Below are 18,737 nucleotides of genomic sequence, written 5' to 3'. Positions count from 1 at the left end.
TTTTTATGAGAAGATTTTTTGCTATATTGGGTTTTCTATATTTGTTTTCCATTTCTTGGGCTGTTGATAATACGATTATAGAAAGGTTTTTAGTTGAGGGAAATATTGACGGCGCTCAAAGAGCCTTGCTAGAAGATTATCAAAAAAGCATAAATCAAGAAGAACAGGAGCAAATACAGTTCTTATTGGCCCAGTTATCTTTAAAACAAAATAAACCAGAAGAAGCTATTGCAATTTACCGGTATATGCTTGCCAAAAATCCTGCTCTTTCCCGGGTACGTTTAGAGCTTGGATATCTGTATTTTATGCAACATGAAGATGTGTTTGCCAGCTATCATCTTCGCTTGGTTTTGTCAGAAAAAGGATTACCGCCAAAACTTCGTCAAGAAATACAAGCCATATTAGAAACTATACGGAGACGCAAGACATGGCAGTTGTATGTCAGCCTAGGTATGACGCCTGATTCCAATGTAAACAGCATGTCTGGTCGACAGTTGGAATGTTTTAATTTTATGGGGGTTCCTTTTTGCAGGGAATTAGACAATATAGAAAGTGATGTAGGATTTCAGGGACTTGCATCGTTATCTTATATACAAAAATTATCCAATAATTGGGGTCTCAAAGGACGTATAATATTAGACGCTATTGACTACAGCAATGAACAGTATTCCTTTTGGGGAATTGGGACAGAGTTTGGAATGCGGTATTTAGCCGTTGATTCCGAGACTGAGATAGGGGTTTCTTACCGTCAGCAATGGAATGATGAACACCGATACAGCTATACTAAAGGAGTGTTTGGTAGTGCTTCCAAAGATATTTCCGACAGGATTTCTCTCTCTGCCAAACTGGCTTTTAATCAAGTCGATTATAATGACGTGATATATCAGGGATATAATTCTGATAATTATGGATCTTTTATACGACTTTTTTATGTCACAAACAGCCGAAGTTATATGACATTGTCTGCCTCTTTAATCTATGAAGACAGCCAAAGTGATTGGAATAGTAATATCCGTCAAAGGTATGCTTTGGGATATGGAAGAGAGCTTCCATGGGGGTTTAATATATATGCAGAACCCAATATTACTTTTTCTAATTACCAGACAGAGCGTTTTTTCATTGGGGAAAATAATAATTTGGAATCATTGAAAAGAAGAGATTTAACATATGGAGTTTATCTATCTTTAAGCAACAAATATCTTCAATTTTGGGATATTACTCCTACTGTAAATTTTATTTATAACAAGCGCCTTTCTAATGTATATAATTATGATTATGAACGTACCCGTTGGGAAATAGGACTTAGCAGGAGTTTCTAAGAATTAATTTTAACCCTATTTATAATATATTCCCTTACTTGTTCTTACATAACATAGGGCGCTTGGGATTAGGTATCTCAAGAGCCCTAAATATTCATAAATAGCCATAAATTCTACAAGTTGTAGCGGACGGACCTAAAATGCCCTTTTTAGGCCCAATTTAAGACCTCAAGACGCCTTGCACAAAGTTATAGGAAGGCCCTTTTTGACCATTTTTAAGGGTTCGTTCTCATCGGGAAAGCAAAATATGCCAATAAATGACATTGATGGAGAAAAAGTTGTAAAAGTATTCTAAAAGCGAACCCCATTTATTTTCCCGTCGAACCTTCAGCGGGAATTTTTAATTGTATTTTGGCGCATTTATCCCCGACTCTCGTCGGGGATTTTGTGTTTATCAGCTACTAGCACTCAAAAGATACACTTTAGAACGACCCCCAAAAGATAGAAAAAAGGGCTATTTTGAGCTTTTTGTATCTTTTTGCCCCAAAATTTAACTTTCAAAATTTAATTTTTGTTATTATTACTAATATGCAGATACTTCAATCTATCTTTTGTACTTGGCAAGGCTGGAGCGAGCTGATTATTCCCGCTATTGGTGCTATTGTTATTCCTCTCTTTATCGTATGGTTAACTTGGTATTTTAGTTCTTCTAGAGCAGAAAGCATTGCTGAAAAACAACAGAATGAAAGTAAATTAATCTATCTTCGCTCTCTGTTAATTTATGCGATAAAAGACTTCTTGATGTTCCGCAATAATATCATTGCAAAAAGAACATACCTTCATAATTATGCAGACCTCACGAGTGAAGGGAAAAAGCATCTTTTTGCCGTCGTTGCCTTTTATGATATTTATTCTCAGTTTGAACCACAAAACTACGCAATATTAAGTGAAAACCGTCAAGTTTTATTGTCAACATCTTGCAAGCAAAAACCTATATACTCCATGTTTATTCAAAACTTAATTTTTTCAACGAAAGTTTGAAAGAAGGCCCTAAAAATTTACAAGGCCTATTGGCGACTTTGCCCGATAACTTAAGAAACTTACAAATAGATATTGATGCCGCTATCAGAAGTATGCTGACAGTATTAGAAGATATTGAATTTTTAGAAAAATGTTTAAAATTAAACCTGATTCAACTAGAACTAGAAAATTTTGAAAAAGAAGAGCTAAAACAAGCACTGGAAGAATCAAAATCATTTTCTATTCCACCAGCTAAGATTGTTGAGAAGACTTCAAAGCAGCGTTAAAATCTGGCTCACTCTCGCACTGCTTAGCCCAAGGGCTTGCGCGCACTCCTTCTGGCTTAAGTTATTGACACGCATATATTCCCGTATCTGCAAGGCAAGCGCTTTATAATACGTCTTTTTGTCTATCTTGGATGCTTCGGGGTTGGCTTTAACCCGTTTGGTGCGCCGCACATAATTGGGTTTTACCGCCGCGTGGAATGCAAAACTTACCCCGTTCGGGAGCAAAACCTCTATATTTTCCCCTTGGTATGCGTAAGTAATCCGCCGCACCACTTGGGCCAGCGTTTCCGTTTGTTGCTCTAAGTTCTGCTGTTCCAGTTCCGCCCTATTGACTAACCCGCGTTCTGCCAGCCTTTCTTGTTTTTGGCAAGCGGGGAATGGCCACTTATAACGGCTAGATATGGCTCTTTTTCGCCATTTCCATATAATAATCTGTCTCGCGCCCGAGAATGGGTTGGCAAACTTTCAAAAATATTACTATTGTCCTGTTCTATGTTGGAAGGAGTCTCTCCTGTTGCATGACTAGGCGAATTATATATCCTAAATGAAATTTTGAAGGTAAAAGATGGCACTCCGTGCCTTTTCTACATAAAACCAAAGTGCCAGAAGGCCAAATTGAATTCGTAGGCGAGGCGGTAAAGATAGATAAAAGTCTCCTGACTTGATTTCGATATTCGGACATTAAATGTGTTAATGTATACTTCTTCGTTTTTATCCTTGGAGTTCAGTTGCAAGGCTATGGCCGATATTCTTGTCATCTGTCACATTTTTAAAAGAATAGAATCTGATTGAAGGCCTCGAACTAAACGCGTTGATAGAGGCGAGAACCCAAACACAGCGAGCTGTCTATTGATAGGTTTAATATCCGGGGCATGCTACAATGAGTATGAAATGCAGTCAATATGCTTTCTATTCGTCTTCAGGTTTTGTATTTTTTTTGCTTTTTCTTTGTTTTTTTGTCTCTAAATTAACCAACCAATTTTTTCTATTTTGCTTCAATTTTCTATTTTCATGTATAAATTTTATTTTTTTCATTTTTCAAAACTTGCGTTTTATTTTGTTTTTTGCTTTAATATATAAGCGCTATAAAAGTAGGTTGGCCAATAAAAAACGCTATTCAAAACTTGGTCACCTTATGTTATAAAATTTATTTTTTGTATTTATAATAAGATATATAAAAAAATAAAGATAGCAGAAAACAGGCGCTGGTGCTAGAAAATAAGTTGCAGATTGGAAAAAAATTTTATACAATGGGCAATATGGCTGATACAGAAAAAATTGGTTATCGCGAAAGTCTAGAAGGGCTTCCCCAAGAATTGCTGGATACACTGTCCATAGCAAAAATCAATCCACTGGACAAGGCTCTATTGGATATTATCAAAAGTTTTGGTGGCATAGCAACATTGGATGAAATCGCAATCAGACACTACCGCCAAACCAACACGATTACGAAACGGTCTATATTAAACAACCGCTTACTTGCTTTGGTAAAAAAGCAATATTTACTTAAGAAAGCGGGACAGAAAGGAGTGTATATACTCAAAGAGAGAGAAAAAGAAAAAGAGATGGAAAAAGATGATGTCCCTTTTAATTAATAAAGGGCACAACTATTGGCGTAGTTGTACCCCTTATTAATACAAAAGCTACTTGCAAAAGTGGCTTTTAGGTGGGCCAAGATCTACAAATAGCTCTATTCCTTATAGTTATTATAGCAGATTTTGGCCCTCCCGACAACCCCTAAAGTGGAAGGAGGGCTTTTTCATGCCCAAAAACAAAACAGAAATAATTAAAGAAATTGATGGATATATTCAAAAAGATAATTCTTCTTACTCAAATTGGTATGTCGGAATTGCCAAGGATCCACGCGACAGACTGTTCAATGACCATAAAGTGTCAGCGTATGGTGGTCGGTGGATTTATTGTGAGGCTTATTCCGACACCAGTGCCAGAGAAGTAGAATCTTTCTTCTTGGATTATAAAGGGACTCAAGGTGGGCCCGGCGGAGGAGATGAAGACTCTCGCTTTGTATATGCCTATCGGATCACGTCCGCCACGAAAGAATAATATCTAACCCCGGGTTTAGGCCCGGGGTATTTTATGTTATCTACGTTGAAATTTTTAGCGGATTAAAAGTCTATGCTTCATTATTCCTCTTGGACGCGCGCGAGATAACTGTCAATTTTAGAACGATATAGGTTAAATAAGAATTTCTTGTCGCCCTTCCCGCATACAAATCCGCCTTCCGTCGGAAAATAGTTGGCAAATTGCCCAAATAGGCCTTAGAAAGGGCCTGTTTGTATAGCTAATAATATTGCCAAAATCTTGCCAATAAAACTACAAAAACCTGCAAAAAATAGTAAAAAAACTCATTTGGAGCCTTTAGGCTACACAGCCTTAAAATAGGGAGAAAATAAAAAATCCTCGTCTGGGACGAGGATTTGAAATGGTGCCCAGTATAGGATTTGAACCTATGACCTTTCCCATGTCAAGGGAACGCGCTACCGCTGCGCCAACTGGGCTTAAATCTTAACTGGCATAATCTGCCGTACCTAAATATTATACCAAACTAAAAGTATATATCCAAGGCGTCTATTCTTTTATTGTCGTGGGTGAAAGTTCTTAAAGAGAGCTTCCTGTCGATAATGCTGATATACGCAAAATGAGGCAAGGCATAATATTTGTTGCTCCATTCATTGTTGTAGGAAGATTCTTCAAAGAACTTCCCGCTGCCGCCTACCGTTATGTATATCGGCCCGCTTTTGGCAGATTCTGCGCGGTATATGGGATCGGTCCTTTCATAGGCGCCCTGGTGGCCCTGTATTACCAAATTGACTTTTTGTGCTTCAAACAGAGGCGCAAGCACTTGGCTTAAACGGTCTTCCTCTTTACCGCTGGAATATACAGGGTGATGCATTACCACTATTTTCCATTTACCGCTGCCGGTTTTTGCCAAAGAATCGCGCAGCCATTTGTATTGGGCGGAATCCCTGTTGATTGAAGGCGCGTTTAAAGCGTCGTACATATTGTTTGTATCGATGAAAAGTATTCTGGCGTTGGCGGTGTCTATATAGTAATAGTTGGGTGTGGCTTTGCTCCAGGGCATGGAGTGTATTCTTTTGTAGTTTGCGGCCAAAAATCCTTTGCCTTCGGAATTGGATCGATTCTCGCCGTATTCCTCTTCGCCTAAAGCGACGAGCAAGGGTGCATCGGACAGAAGTTTCTTATAAGGGACAAAAAAGTCCTTATCGCTTGCCTGCGGCGTACCGCCCGCGGCTATATCGCCTGTATGAATTATGAAATCGGCCTGATATTCCGCCATGCTTTGCGCCATTCGCTTTTTGATTTCTTCGGAGTTGCCCTGCGGGTCCGCGCTGTTGCCCATCACTAGGAAGTTGACTATTTTTCTCTCCGGTGTGAACAGTGTTCTGAAAGTACCGGTTTTTGCCTCCTGTACGCCAGTGCCGGAATTATTCTCGACATAAACCTTATAGCAAAATTTGGTATTGGGTATAAGCCCGTGAAGAGTGAGAGAATGGTTTATTTTCCTTGAGGATATGGCCATAAGCTGGGAGCATTTCCCTTCCGGCCCGTATTCTATCCAGGCGGGGGAAGGGGTATCGGTAGCCCATTTGATAACCGCGGTGGTAAGGGCGGGATCTTCAACGTAGGGGCCTCTTTCTATTACGGCCGAGTTAAGCGCGCAAGCTAAAAACAAAAGGGGTATAAAAAAGAATTTTCTCATATAAATAATTCTACTAAATTTAGCCCCGCTTCGCTTTGTGCAAAAAAAGTAGTTTATATTGGCTTAAGATTTTTGTATTCTTTAGGTATGAAAAAAATCATTACAATTTTAACTCTTATGTTGTCTTTATCCCCGGCGTTTTCTTTCAGCGTGGCGGATAATTATACTCACAATTCCAAATTCTGGCGCAACAGTACGATGCTTTCTTTCGCTCCGGTATATCCTTTCATTGTCGGCGCGGAATTTGATATTACCGAACATAAATCGTTTGATAATCATATATACGAAGTGCGCCTGCCTTTGGGCTTGGACGGCAACAGCTTTTCTTTGCGGGCCGTTCCCTTTGCTCTGCCCGATAATGCCAACGGCGCTTCGGCCTACGGCGGAAAATTGATGTTTTCCACGGGCCTCAAGGTCAACGAAATTGACGGTACAGCCGCGGAAGGATATATGAGCGCGGGGATAGTATCCCAAAAAGCCGATGTGCTCAAGAACGGCATTCTTACGGAAAAGGATACTTTTGTACAGTCCGCCTATGAGCTTGGCATATTGGCCAATTTCTTTGGGGTATATGCCTTCAATATATCGGGCAACGTGTATCAGTATCTTTCGGGCTTGGACGGCGTGGAAGCCGTAAGAGGAATTTTTAATCAGGCGGAGTTGGCGGATTTGGGTACCATAGATTACGTGCTTGGCTTGCCCAGAGCTTCTGGCGGAGCAAAAGTGACATGGCGCTCGGAAGAAAGCCGGGCGGAGAGTTTTATATCGTATCGCTATATAGATATGCATGACGACGACTCCAGACATTCTCTGCTTATCAGCACGAATATGATGGTCAGCGCGCGCGCTACTATAAGATTGTCGTATAACCATATTTTTATACCTAATCAAACGGACTCGGATATTTATGGCATAGGATTAAGCGTAAGGTTGTAAGGGGGAATATATGCCTAAGGATTTGAATAAGGAGAAAAAGGTTGACCCGGCTTCCAGGGTATTATCGCTGGTGTCGCATAAACTTAAGACGCCGCTGTCGATTATCAACGGATATACTGAGGCGATACTGTCCCAGTTGAAGCCCGAGGAAAAAGAAACTTTTAACGCCAAAGCGCTTGGCGACATCAGCAAGCAGGGCGAAAAGCTTGCGATATTGATAGATAAGCTGGTCCGCTTCAGCAGTGTAAGCAATTTAACGCAGGAAGACATAAAAAAACAGGAAGTAAACGTAAAGGGTTTGTTTTCCTCAGCGGCGGCGGCCTGTGTGCTGAGGGACGATTCTTTAAGTATAATGTCTTCCGACGCGACAATAAGGCGCCAGGGCCCTTCCATAGATATCAAATGCCCGCCGGAGGCAACGATATATGCCGACAAGGCATTGGTATCGATAGCTTTGGAAGAGCTGTTGGATAATTCGATAAAATTCAACAACAACACGATAAAGAAGATAAAGCTTTTCTATTATGAGGAAGACGATAAGAATATTCTCGCCGTAGCCGATAACGGCGTGGGAATAAAGGAAGAGGATATAAGCCTTATTTTTGAGAAGTTTTATCAAGTCGACGATTTCTTTACCGGCCAAATAGAAGGTTGGGGTTTGGGCTTGGCTTTGGTTAAGATGATAATGAATATACACGAAGGTACCATTTCCGTAAGGTCCCAATACGGAATAGGTACAATAATATCGTTAAGGTTCCCTAAACAATGAGTTTAACGGCAGAGCAGCAGATAAAGAGAATGTCGGAAGAGATAGAACGCTCGGAAGACGCCCTTCGCGCGATTAACGCCAAACTGCGCGGATATTACGACAGATTGGAAATAATACACAATCAGTTTAGGCGCAGAACGCCGATAAAGGATACGGAATTTCAAAACGAATTTCGGGCGACGGTGCTGGAACTAAAAACTCTTGCCGACGAAAGTGGGGAATTTTGGCAGCAGACGCGCACGTATTTTAGGACTTTGGACGATAAAGCAGACGTCATAGAAAGCAATCGTATAAATATAAAGCAGATGAATATAACGGCTCTTGCGTTTAACAGGCAGGTAGACGAGCTTTATACTATTTTCAAAAATATTCAGACTTTGGCCAAAGAAGTGCCATTAAGGCTTAACTGGTGGCTTTTGGAGGAGGGCTGCGAGGATTTGAACAAGATAGTCACGAGGATATTGTTTCTTATAAGAGATATGGGGAAATATTTATGACAGAACAAAACAAGCCGATTTCCGCTCAGCACGAAGGCGGGGTAGACATTTACCGCAAGATAAATACCGCTTGTCTTATATTGATAGCGGTGGTAAGCCTTGTTACTGCGCTTATATATACAAGGAGTATATTGATACCGCTGGTGATATCAATTTTCATTTATACGATGATAACGCCGCTTATAAGATACCTGTGCTTCAGAATGAAGTTCCCGCGCTGGCTGGCGATAGTAATATCGGCTACGATAGTGTTGGTGCCGTTGGTTTTGGTGGTAATATTTATAAGTAACTCGATAAGCAATTTTGTTCAAACCTTCAGCATATATCAAGCCAAGCTGTTGGAGTCTTTTAACAAACTGGCGGATTTGATCAGGAGTTACAAAATACCTTTACCCGATGAAATGCTGGAGTTAAAGAGCCTTCAGGCTATGCTTACGGGGCCCAGTTCCGTCAATTTCCTGAAGGGTGTCGGCAGCAATGCTGTTAAAGTAATATCGTATTTTTCGATGGTTGTGATATTTGTATTCTTTATGCTTTTGGGCTCGGGCCGCACGAAGATAACCAATACGGTAATCAAGGAGATACAGAATAAAATTTCCGCTTATCTATACATACATATAATAGTTTCGATATTTACAGGTATATGTGTGGGGATAGTATACTTTTCGGTGGGGTTGGAATTGTCACTGATGTTTATAGTATGCACGATGGTTCTCAATTTTATACCGAATGTAGGTTCAATAATAGCGGTACTTTTGCCTATGCCTATCGCGCTGATGCAATTTGGTCCTACGGCTAGTTTTTGGATAGTATTGATAATACCGGCGTGTATGCAGTTTGTTATAGGTAGCATAATGGAGCCTAAACTTTTGGGCGGCGGTATGGATTTACATCCCGTAACGATAATAGGGTCATTGGTGTTTTGGACGCTTGTATGGGGCGTTCCCGGAGCGTTTTTGGCAGTACCGATGACTGCGGCGGTGCGGATAATACTAAGCAAGCTGGAGCCTACCCGCGCTTTTGCCGAAATCCTTTCCGGCCGCCTGCCGAAGTAGATCTGGGCAAAAAGTGTGGAACCGTTTCTGTGGTAAATCGGATTGACTATTAGGCCCCAAGTCTGATATTATTTATGTTATCAAAAAGAATTACGGTGAAAACCGAAAAGGTAAAAACCAAACAGGAGACAGCCATAATGAAGAACATGATTAAGTTTATGTTAGTTTTTGCTTTAGCCGCTGGTTTAACTGCGTGCAGCAAGAACGTAAAAGATGATGCCGCGGCCGATAATGTAGGCACGGTAGGTACGGTGGAGGAAATTTCCGCCGATGATACCATAATCATCGAAGAAGAAGATGCCGCAATTGTGGTAGAGGCCGAGGCCGTAAATTTAGCGCCTGTATACTTTGCTTTAAATCAGTATACTTTGTCCAAAGAAGCTAGAGCCGTACTTGAAGCCAATGCCGAAATTTTGAAGGTAAAAGGCGTAAAGACGATTACGGTGGAAGGCAACTGCGACGACAGAGGCACCATCGCTTACAACATAGCTTTGGGCGACAAGAGAGCCAAAGAAGTAAAAGATTACTATGTAAAACTCGGTTTTAATGCCGATGATATTTACACGATCTCTTACGGTAAAGAAAGACCGGTCTGCACGGAAAGCACCAATGCGTGCTGGGCCAAGAACCGCAGAGCCGATACAGTAATATAGTAGTTAATTTTGAGGGGAGCTTTCCCATGAGAATAAACAAGATAATAATATTGTCTGTTTTGGGGATCAGCTCCCCTTTAGTTATGAGCGGTTGTTTCGCGACGCAGGACGACGTAAGAATATTAAAGACGCAGGTTGCGGCGCTGAACAAAACGCTGGAGAATTTACAAAAGAATCAAGCCGGTTTGGATGTACAAATGGAAGAGCTTATGAGTCAGTTGATACGTTCTTCCGAGAATTTGAAAGATTTCGATTATAAACTTGACAATATCTCGACTAAGCTGGATAATATAACCTCTGCTTTGGACGGCGAAAAGACAGAATACAAGATGCCGCCCGGCGAGATATACGAGCAAGCCAAAACGCAGTTCAATTCAAAACAATATAATACGGCGGCGAAGGGTTTTGCCCTATACATACAAAATGCGCCGGACGGCCAAAACATAGAAGAGGCTTATTTGTATTTGGCGCAAGCGCTGTATAATTTGGAAGAATATCAAAAGGCGGCGGTATCTTCGGCGACCTTGCTAGATAAGTATCCCAAGAGCAAGCACACCGCTGCGGCGCGCATAGTATATGCTCGCAGTATAATACCTCTTGACAAGAAAGAGGAGGCCAAGAACTATCTTCAGTCGGTAGTCCAAGATTACAAAGGCAGCACCGAAGCTGCCGAGGCCAAGAAACTTATCGGGGAAATAAGATGAAATTTTTAAAGTATATGGCGGTGGTGACATTGTTGCTGCCGGTATTGTGTTTTGCCAGGGAAAGTGACGTATATATAGGCATATCGTCCAAATACGACCCTAACGCGCTGCCCAAAATAGGGATAGCGCATTTCTTCGCCAAGAACGAGAATAGTTCGGCGGAGAAGCAAACGGCCTCTCAGTTATCCTCTGTGGTCCGTTCGGATTTACTGCGTTCTCGTTACTTTGATGTGCAGGATAATTTGCCCAAACCGGATTTAAATAATTTGGGCGAAGTGTTTTCCAAATACCGCAAGGACGGTTTGGATTATTTTCTGTTTGCGGAAGTGGCGCAGAGCGGCGAAGGCCAATGGGACATAAAGGCATTTTTGTACGACACCGAATCGCAGAAGGCGATATTGGCCAAAAACTTAAAGAGCAGCAGCAAGAGCTTAAGACGCAGCGCGCATATACTTTCAGACCAAATAGTAAAACTTCTTATGGGCAAGCGCGGTATAGCAGATACGAGAATCGCTTTCGCTAACGATTCTACCGGCAAGAAAGAAATATACATGGTGGATTATGACGGTTATAATCTTACGAAACTTACCCGCGACAAATCTATTTCTTTGCTTCCCAGATGGAGTGCTGATTCCAGCAAGATATTTTACACTACGTACCGCAGGAAAAATCCCGACGTATATTATATTGATTTAAAAGAGGGTAAAATAAAACCTCTGATAAAGACCCGCGGTTTAAATCTTATAGGCGGGGTTTCGCCCGATGATAAGAGCTTGGTGCTGACGCTTTCGCGCGGCAGCAACCCGAATATATATATTAAAGATTTGGAAAGCGGTGCGCTTAGGCGCCTTACCGATAAATACGGCGTGGATGGTTCTCCGTCTTTTTCGCCAGACGGCAAGTATATAACTTTTGTGTCCAACCGTTCGGGTAATCCGCAGATATACATAATGAACTTGGCTACGCAGGAAACGCGCCGCATAACCAAGATGAACTGGACGGACAGCCCCCAGTGGTCGCCCAACGGGGATTGGATTGTCTTTGCGGGGCGGCAAGCCTCCAACCACCCGATAGACATCTTTATTACTGATATAACGGGTTCGCAGGTAAGGCAGCTTACGGCGGACGCGGGCTGGAACGAAGACCCCACCTGGTCGCCCGACGGCCGTTTCATCGCTTTTACCACGACGCGCGCCGGAAAAAGGCAGATATACGTAATGGATGCCGACGGCAGTGCGCCTCATTTGATAGCCAATATAAGGGGCAATGCTTTTACACCCAACTGGAGCAAATGAGGACGGAAAAATTCATAAAAGATAAAAAGGCGCCTTCGGGCGCTTTTTTATTGGGCGACTGAGTTTTGCCTTTGGGGAATATTTTACATTGTCTTTTAATCAGTTGTTTACAAGGGGAGGAATATACGCGATTTTTAACTAATTTCCCGTCTGCGGCAGAATTTGTGCGGCAAAAAGGGTATTTTGTCGGCATGTAGACTAAAGGGACGTTTAAAATATTTGCAAAAGGTACAAAATTTCCTAAAATGAGTATTATATATATAATATATATTGCTGGCAGTATCAAATTTTAGGATAGGAGTTTTAACAATGTCAAGAAAACCTTTTATAGCGGGCAACTGGAAGATGCACAATACGGTGGAAGAATCCGTAAATTTAATAGAGGGTTTAAAAGCGGCGAAGAATAAGAACAATGCCGACATAATGGTAGCGCCCAGCTTCACCAGCCTTAGCGCGGTAGTCAGGGCCAGTGCGGGCACGGGTTTTAAAGTGGCGGCGCAGGATTGCTACTATGAAGACAAAGGGGCATTCACCTCCCAGGTATCACCCGTCCAGGTTAAAGGTACGGGTGCTACGCACGTTATTTTGGGCCACAGCGAGAGGAGAAGCCTCTTCGGTGATACCAATGAGGTTTTAAACAAAAAAGTCGCGGCAGCTTTAAACCACGGATTAGTGATAGTATTTTGCGTTGGTGAAACTTTGGAACAGCGCGAAGGCGGCAAGACGGAAGAAGTGATAAAAGACCAGCTGGTAAACGGTTTAAAAGGTTTTAGCGCCGAGCAGCTTAAAGATCTTGTAATCGCTTATGAACCGGTATGGGCGATAGGCACCGGCAAAACTGCGACGCCGGAACAAGCGCAGGATACGCATAAGGCGATAAGGGCAATGCTGGCCGAGCAGCTGGGCAAAGAATTTGCCGACGGCGTAAGGATACTGTACGGCGGCAGCGTAAAGGCCGATAACGTAGACGCGATCATGGCTAAAGAGGACGTGGACGGCGTATTGGTCGGCGGCCAGTCTTTGATTGCCGAGAAATTTAACAGGATAATAGATTACAACTAATATGAACTTAGCAAAATATATAGATCATACGATACTTAAAGCTACGGCGACGAAGGGAGACATCGCGAAGCTGTGCGACGAAGCTGTGCGCTACGGTTTCGCTTCGGTATGCGTAAACCCGTTCTGGGTGGGCATGTGCAGCGATTTGCTAAAAGGCAGCGGAGTGAAAGTATGTACGGTGATAGGCTTTCCGCTTGGCGCCAATGAAAGCGCGGTAAAAGCGTTTGAGGCTAATTTGGCGATAAAGCAAGGCGCGGAAGAAGTTGATATGGTAATCAACATCGGAGCGTTAAAGAGCGGGATGTTGGACGTCGTTCGCAACGATATTTCGGCCGTACGCGAAGCAAGCGAGGGTACGGTCCTTAAAGTTATAATAGAAACCTCTTATCTTACGGACGAGGAAAAGGAAACGGTATGCAAAATCTGCGCCGAGTGCGGTGTTGATTTTGTAAAGACGTCTACCGGGTTTTCCGATGCGGGTGCCAAAGCCGAGGACGTAAAACTTATGGCTAAGGCCTCCGGCTTAAAAGTTAAGGCGTCGGGCGGAATAAGAAGCAAAGCCGACGCTTTGAAAATGATAGAGGCCGGCGCAAGCCGTTTGGGAACCAGCGCGGGCGTTAAAATCGTAACGGACTAGAATATGATAAAACGATGGGAAATAAGGGAGAATACCCTTACCGAAAATTCCGTATATATTTTATTGGTGCAAGGCGACGAAGACTCCGCACAGCGGATATCCAATCAGCTGTCGGCTTTTTGCCGTCTTATAGATGAGAATGTATCTCCCTTTACCCACGTTTTTGAGCTGTACAATATCACCGATGACAGTATGTTGGAAAAGATCCGCATAAAGATAGAGGAGATTTCCCAGCAGGTTGTTATCGAGGGCGATATAAACGAGCGGACTAAGCACGTAAATTTGGATGCTATTTCTCCTGCTACCGAGATATTGGGGCGGGTTGTGGAAGAGCCTGTAAAGGAGGAGCAGATAAACAGGGCTAAGGTTTTTGAAGAACCGGATTATCAGACAAACAGACCTGTCGTCAAGAAACCGGCTCCTTCCGTTCCAAGCAGGCCTGCGGTTGTGCCGCGGGCGCAGGTAGTTCGTCCGGGGCAGGGGGCTGTCGAAAGGAAGATCGTTGCAGAAAACGGCGCAGGGATTTTGGGGCGCGGAGTCGAGCGCTCGGCGGCGCTTCGCGGTGAGGTGCAGCGACCCGAGATAAGGGAAAATTCTCCGAGGACGGTGCAGGTGCCTCCTGTCGAGAAGAGAGCCGAACCTATAGAAATAAAGAAACCTAAAGAGGAAACTAAAGTTTCCGCGGAAGATATTTTCGGTTTGGAGCGCAGCGGAGAAGGAAAAGTCCATCTTTCCGAGGGTGATTTTTCCATAAAGCAAGATTTTGCCAGCGCCGATTCCTTGAGTATAGAACTTGACAATGACTGCGAGGTGGGGGACGGTACATTTATCAATTTAAGTTCCGCAGAGAGCACCCATATAAAGAATTACGACATAGAGGACGGAACCATCCCTCCCGAAAAAAGCACCAAAACCGCCACCATGGGCATCGCGACGCTTATCGGCGGGCAGTATCCGGAGGATACGGTAAAGACGCAGAAACAGCAATCTTTAAAACTTATGGGCGGCTTGGCCAATGAAGCTCGTCAAAGAGAGCCCTTGATAGAGGATCCATACAAAAAGAAGGCGCAGGCACAGCCTATGGAAGAGCCCCGCAAAGTGCAGGAACCCAGAAACAATTATATGCCTTCGGTAGGGGCAGACACCACCGCTTCAGTTGGGAGAGATCCCCATGCTGCGGAGAATAAAGCGCATGGCGGCGTTCAGGAAAAGATAGCAAAAGCGGGCGGGTTTTTGGGAAAACTTTTCGGCAAATTCGCTGCGGCGGCTGGGGAGCATTTAAAGAAGCAGGAAAAGCGGCAGGAAGCCCCCGTTTTGCCGCAACGCCGGGACGAGGTCGCCTTTAATACCGAGGAAGAACAAGCCGTTGTCAATCCGCCCCAAGAAACAGCCAAGCCAGAGCCGGCTAAAAAGGAAGAATATAATCCTTTTGCGAATTTGGGCAGTAAAAAAATAGAAGAAGATGCCGGTAAATCTCCCATAAAAAATACGGTAAGGACCGCCGTAAACAGAAGCACTTTCCACAGTATAGCGCCGGATGGCAAAGCGGCCGTCCCCATAGAGGAAATAATGGCGCCGGCTGTTGACGAGAATTTTTCTCCCAAGATACAGGTTGACGACATTTTCGCGGCCGAAACGATATGCGAATTTTATGCCGATCCGGAAGAAACCGGCGGGCAAAATAAAGTCGAGGATATGATACAAAGCGTGCCTGCAACCACGGGCAAAACCAAAGCCAATGCTACCGTCAATACGGCCAATATGGCTTCAATCGGGAAAAAGCCTTTGGGCAATTTCGACGATTTGTTGGATGTCCCGACGAATATTTTATCTTCCTCTGTGGAGGAACAACCAAAAGAGGCACCTCTTGAACAGTCGTCCGCGGCGCAAAGCGTACGCGCCGAAGATAAACAGATGCCCGCATCTGAGGAGAAGGGTTCTTATGAAACTTCAGGCGCGCAAAACGAAGAAATTAAAGCCGATATTGCCTTGAAACAAGAGCCTGCCGAACAAGAAACAGCCTCCGCAGTGTTTGAAGAACAATCCATTCCCACGGAGAAAAGCCATCAGCAAGAGCCTTTATCCGCCGCTAATGAGCACATAAAAACAGAAACGGGGGAAAAGCGGCATATACCCGCAGGTAAAATTTTAAGCGGCGCGGCGACGCAGGTAACTAAAACTCAGACGCCTTTAATATTTACTTCCCACAATAAAGCCGCGGCGGCGCAGGGGGAAGCGGAAGCCCATGCGGAAAGGCCAAAGCCTCAGTTTGTAAAAGCCAAACCTGCTTTTGTGCCGAAACAACAGAGTATAAGGCCGGTTCCACCCGCTCCGAACATAAATAAAGAAACGATATCTAATCCGCTGGAACAAGAGCAATATCCTGTGCAAGAGGAAATATCAGCCTCGGCGAATATTGTTAATGAACCTGCAGTTGAGGAACATGTTCTGCCGCAGAGTCAAACGCAAAAAGATACTGTTTTGCCTCAAGAAGGAGAAGTTATGCAAACGGAGGGTGCAGTTAAGGAATACGAAACTGCCCCAATAACCGCGGAAAAGCAAGTGCTTGATAAGGATTCGTCCATAGAGGAAAGCTCTTCGGTTTTGGAAGAAGAATATAGCGTTGAGGATAAAGGCAGATCCGCGGAGTACGAACCTTTGGAAGATAATATTCCGGCAGATCCTTCTAAGACGAGCAGTATAATAGATTTAAAGAAAGGCTATACCCACGTCACGGAAGTTAAGCCGAAGGCTTTTGATATGAGTGCGGCTTTTGAGGACGCAGCCGAATTCGCCGATGAAATCGAAACCAATATAACCGAATTGGCCGGCGAGGAGTATTTTGAAGGCGGCACGCAAAAAGAGTCGGCGGAGATTATACCTCCGGCCGAAGAAGAGGCGCAATCCGTCTTTGAAAAGCCCAATACCGGTGCGGAAGAAATTTTGGGCCATTCGTCAAATACGCCTGAGGCGGAGTATTCTGCCGCTGAAAGCGCCTATCCCGCTTATGAGGCGGGTATTCAGGAAGAGGAACAAGCGCCTGTCGTTAATAATACTGCCAAGCCTGCACCGGTAATGGAAGTGGCTAAGCCGGCGGCCCCTCGTCCGCCGATATTAAAACGGGCGGCGCCTAATGCGCCGTCAAGGCCGAAGCCCGTTGCGCCGGCGCCTCCGATAAACCGCCCGTCCGCGATTAAGGCGCCGCCGTCGATAAAGAAAGAAGGTCCGCAAAACAAAGATTTTAAAAAAATAATAGAACAAAAAATAGTAAAAGGGGAGATAAAAGCTGATATGACACAAGATCCGTATAATAATACAGAAAAACCCGCCATACCGGGGCAAAGAATTCCAAGTGCGCCGAAGGCGCCTTCAGCTCCGATTTCTCCTGCGGGCAGAGTAAATCCCGCGGCGCCCAGACCGACGGTTCCCAATGCTCAGCCCAGGCCTTCCGTCGCGCCTGCCGCCAACGGCGTGGCTAGACCAGCGGTCAATCCCGCACAGCGTCCTGGCGGAGCTCCTTCCGGGCAAAGGCCGGTGCAGAAACAGAGTCCCGCTCCGCGCGCGGCTACCGCGGTAGACCATACGATTTTGGTTTCGGCGGGGCAGGTTTATAAGAGGAACAACTGGCCCTTGGAAATACCTTTAAATCCTTTATTTACTTTTGACAAGATGGATATGGCGTCAAACCGTTTTGCACATGCCACGGCGATGAGCGTTATAGACAATATAGGCACGATGCATAATCCGTTTATGATATATGGCGAAAGCGGCACGGGCAAAACGCATTTCCTTAACGCGATGGGTTATGAGCTGGCGATGAGAATCGGCCAAGAAAAGATATTTTTTACCAATGGTGTACGCTTCTCCAGAGGGGTACAAAGATACGTCGAGGAAGGCAATATAAAGCATTTGGAGGATTTCTTCTCTTCGGTGGAAGTGCTGATAATAGATGATATCCATCTTACTGCGGTAAACGAGCATAACAGGGAGTTTATATCCAGGGTGCTCAACAGATTCTTGCAGGAAAAGAAACAGATTTTAATCTCTTCCAAATATCCTCCCGAGAGTTTGGCCAGATTTGAGGAATTGGTAAGATTCCGTTTGGATCAAGGGTGGGTATCGGAACTTAAACCGCCGCGTCAGCAGCATTTCAGCAAAATATACGGCAAGATGATAGAGGACGCGGAGCTTGGTTTGAACGACAATCAGTCCCAAGGCTTTTTAACTTTTGATAAAGCCAACTTGGGCGCGATAGCGCGCAATATCAAGAGGGCTAAGGTATTAAGCCGCAGAATAAACAACAGCGGATTGATACAAATGTCCTACGACCAAATTTTAAACGAGATGCTTGCGGTAAACGGGGAGAACGAAAGCAGCGAAATCGTTACAAAGGATTTTGCCGATATAGTGTCCATAAACAGGAGTGAAAATACCGAATGGGGCAGTTTTGGCTTCTTCTATCCGCAAGATCAGGCCGACAAGTTCAAATGGATAGCATTTGGCGTAATGCAAAAGGCCAAGGAGCTGGGGATAAAGGGCGGGTTTAACTTCGCGCTGAAGAGTTCTTATTCCACTGATCACATAATTTCCGCAGCCTTTAAGATAGCCAATATATGCGACAATAAGAACTTAAAGGGTGCAATAATATTGGGGCCTTCGCTGTCGGTGTGCCAAGAGTCGATAAGGGATAATTTCTATGACATTCTTACGCATATGCTTGAAGTTATGATGATACGCTGCGGCATAATAGACGCGGAGAATATTAAAAAACCCAGCGCCTATGTAAGAGTATTGGGCGACGTTTTGAAATAAGAGGTGGAG

Annotated in this window: 17 protein-coding genes and 1 tRNA gene; 15 read left to right on the top strand and 3 right to left on the bottom strand. The window is 44.0% G+C overall.

Annotated elements, in window-relative coordinates:
• Positions 1-5 precede the first annotated feature (5 nt).
• The 3 genes from ACQY3M_RS05025 to ACQY3M_RS05015 all read left to right on the top strand — a co-directional run bounded on the left by ACQY3M_RS05025 (position 6) and on the right by ACQY3M_RS05015 (position 2,566).
• On the top strand, positions 6-1,319 hold the full coding sequence (locus ACQY3M_RS05025; RefSeq protein WP_428066463.1) for a surface lipoprotein assembly modifier: 1,314 nt from the start codon (positions 6-8) through the stop codon (positions 1,317-1,319).
• 528 nt (positions 1,320-1,847) lie between these two features.
• Positions 1,848-2,300 carry a hypothetical protein gene (locus ACQY3M_RS05020; RefSeq protein WP_428066461.1) on the top strand — a complete coding sequence of 151 codons (453 nt, stop codon included), beginning with the start codon at positions 1,848-1,850 and terminating at the stop codon, positions 2,298-2,300.
• Complete coding sequence (locus tag ACQY3M_RS05015; protein ID WP_428066460.1) at positions 2,297-2,566, top strand: hypothetical protein; 270 nt, start codon at positions 2,297-2,299, stop codon at positions 2,564-2,566. Before ACQY3M_RS05020 ends, ACQY3M_RS05015 begins: the two co-directional genes overlap by 4 nt.
• On the opposite strand, the gene ACQY3M_RS05010 is transcribed toward ACQY3M_RS05015, so the two are convergent.
• A complete protein-coding gene (locus tag ACQY3M_RS05010; protein WP_428066459.1) occupies positions 2,552-2,839 on the bottom strand; it encodes a hypothetical protein in 288 nt (95 codons plus the stop codon). The genes ACQY3M_RS05015 and ACQY3M_RS05010 overlap by 15 nt on opposite strands.
• Before the next feature lie 986 nt (positions 2,840-3,825).
• On the opposite strand from ACQY3M_RS05010, the gene ACQY3M_RS05005 reads away from it, so the two are divergent.
• Positions 3,826-4,161, top strand: a complete 336-nt coding sequence (locus ACQY3M_RS05005) for a hypothetical protein (protein ID WP_428066458.1) — start codon at positions 3,826-3,828, stop codon at positions 4,159-4,161.
• 166 nt (positions 4,162-4,327) lie between these two features.
• On the top strand, positions 4,328-4,630 hold the full coding sequence (locus tag ACQY3M_RS05000; RefSeq protein ID WP_428066457.1) for a hypothetical protein: 303 nt from the start codon (positions 4,328-4,330) through the stop codon (positions 4,628-4,630).
• Positions 4,631-5,010: 380 nt separating this feature from the next.
• Here ACQY3M_RS05000 and ACQY3M_RS04995 read toward each other — a convergent pair.
• Positions 5,011-5,085: transfer RNA gene (locus ACQY3M_RS04995), tRNA-Val, on the bottom strand.
• Between the two features lie 47 nt (positions 5,086-5,132).
• Positions 5,133-6,308: a metallophosphoesterase gene (locus ACQY3M_RS04990; protein WP_428066456.1), complete on the bottom strand. Its 1,176-nt coding sequence runs from the start codon at positions 6,306-6,308 to the stop codon at positions 5,133-5,135.
• A gap of 87 nt (positions 6,309-6,395) precedes the next feature.
• Here ACQY3M_RS04990 and ACQY3M_RS04985 point away from each other — a divergent pair, with 87 nt between their 5' ends.
• The 10 genes from ACQY3M_RS04985 (at position 6,396) to ACQY3M_RS04940 (ending at position 18,728) form a co-directional block, all read left to right on the top strand.
• On the top strand, positions 6,396-7,244 hold the full coding sequence (locus ACQY3M_RS04985) for a hypothetical protein (protein WP_428066454.1): 849 nt from the start codon (positions 6,396-6,398) through the stop codon (positions 7,242-7,244).
• Positions 7,245-7,254: 10 nt separating this feature from the next.
• Entirely contained in the window at positions 7,255-8,013 is a 759-nt protein-coding gene (locus ACQY3M_RS04980; protein ID WP_428066453.1) for a sensor histidine kinase, read from the top strand.
• Complete coding sequence (locus ACQY3M_RS04975; RefSeq protein ID WP_428066452.1) at positions 8,010-8,510, top strand: hypothetical protein; 501 nt, start codon at positions 8,010-8,012, stop codon at positions 8,508-8,510. The genes ACQY3M_RS04980 and ACQY3M_RS04975 overlap by 4 nt, the downstream gene beginning before the upstream one ends.
• Positions 8,507-9,565, top strand: coding sequence for an AI-2E family transporter (locus ACQY3M_RS04970; RefSeq protein ID WP_428066450.1), 1,059 nt, complete (start codon positions 8,507-8,509; stop codon positions 9,563-9,565). The genes ACQY3M_RS04975 and ACQY3M_RS04970 overlap by 4 nt, the downstream gene beginning before the upstream one ends.
• A 137-nt stretch (positions 9,566-9,702) precedes the next feature.
• A complete protein-coding gene (locus ACQY3M_RS04965) occupies positions 9,703-10,218 on the top strand; it encodes an OmpA family protein (RefSeq protein WP_428066449.1) in 516 nt (171 codons plus the stop codon).
• Between the two features lie 26 nt (positions 10,219-10,244).
• Positions 10,245-10,922, top strand: coding sequence for a tetratricopeptide repeat protein (locus ACQY3M_RS04960; protein ID WP_428066447.1), 678 nt, complete (start codon positions 10,245-10,247; stop codon positions 10,920-10,922).
• Positions 10,919-12,217 (top strand): hypothetical protein, encoded by a 1,299-nt coding sequence (locus ACQY3M_RS04955; RefSeq protein ID WP_428066445.1) that lies wholly within the window; start codon positions 10,919-10,921, stop codon positions 12,215-12,217. The genes ACQY3M_RS04960 and ACQY3M_RS04955 overlap by 4 nt, the downstream gene beginning before the upstream one ends.
• Before the next feature lie 309 nt (positions 12,218-12,526).
• Entirely contained in the window at positions 12,527-13,279 is a 753-nt protein-coding gene (gene tpiA / locus ACQY3M_RS04950; RefSeq protein ID WP_428066444.1) for a triose-phosphate isomerase, read from the top strand.
• Position 13,280: 1 nt separating this feature from the next.
• Complete coding sequence (deoC, locus tag ACQY3M_RS04945; RefSeq protein ID WP_428066443.1) at positions 13,281-13,916, top strand: deoxyribose-phosphate aldolase; 636 nt, start codon at positions 13,281-13,283, stop codon at positions 13,914-13,916.
• Between the two features lie 3 nt (positions 13,917-13,919).
• Positions 13,920-18,728, top strand: coding sequence for a DnaA ATPase domain-containing protein (locus ACQY3M_RS04940; protein WP_428066442.1), 4,809 nt, complete (start codon positions 13,920-13,922; stop codon positions 18,726-18,728).
• The last annotated feature ends 9 nt before the right edge of the window (positions 18,729-18,737 follow it).

It is taken from the genome of Candidatus Proelusimicrobium volucris (genome assembly GCF_959605025.1).
GTDB lineage: Bacteria > Elusimicrobiota > Elusimicrobia > Elusimicrobiales > Elusimicrobiaceae > Proelusimicrobium > Proelusimicrobium volucris.
The sequence above is the reverse complement of the archived record's forward strand: the minus strand, read 5'-3'. Positions and strand labels throughout refer to the sequence as shown.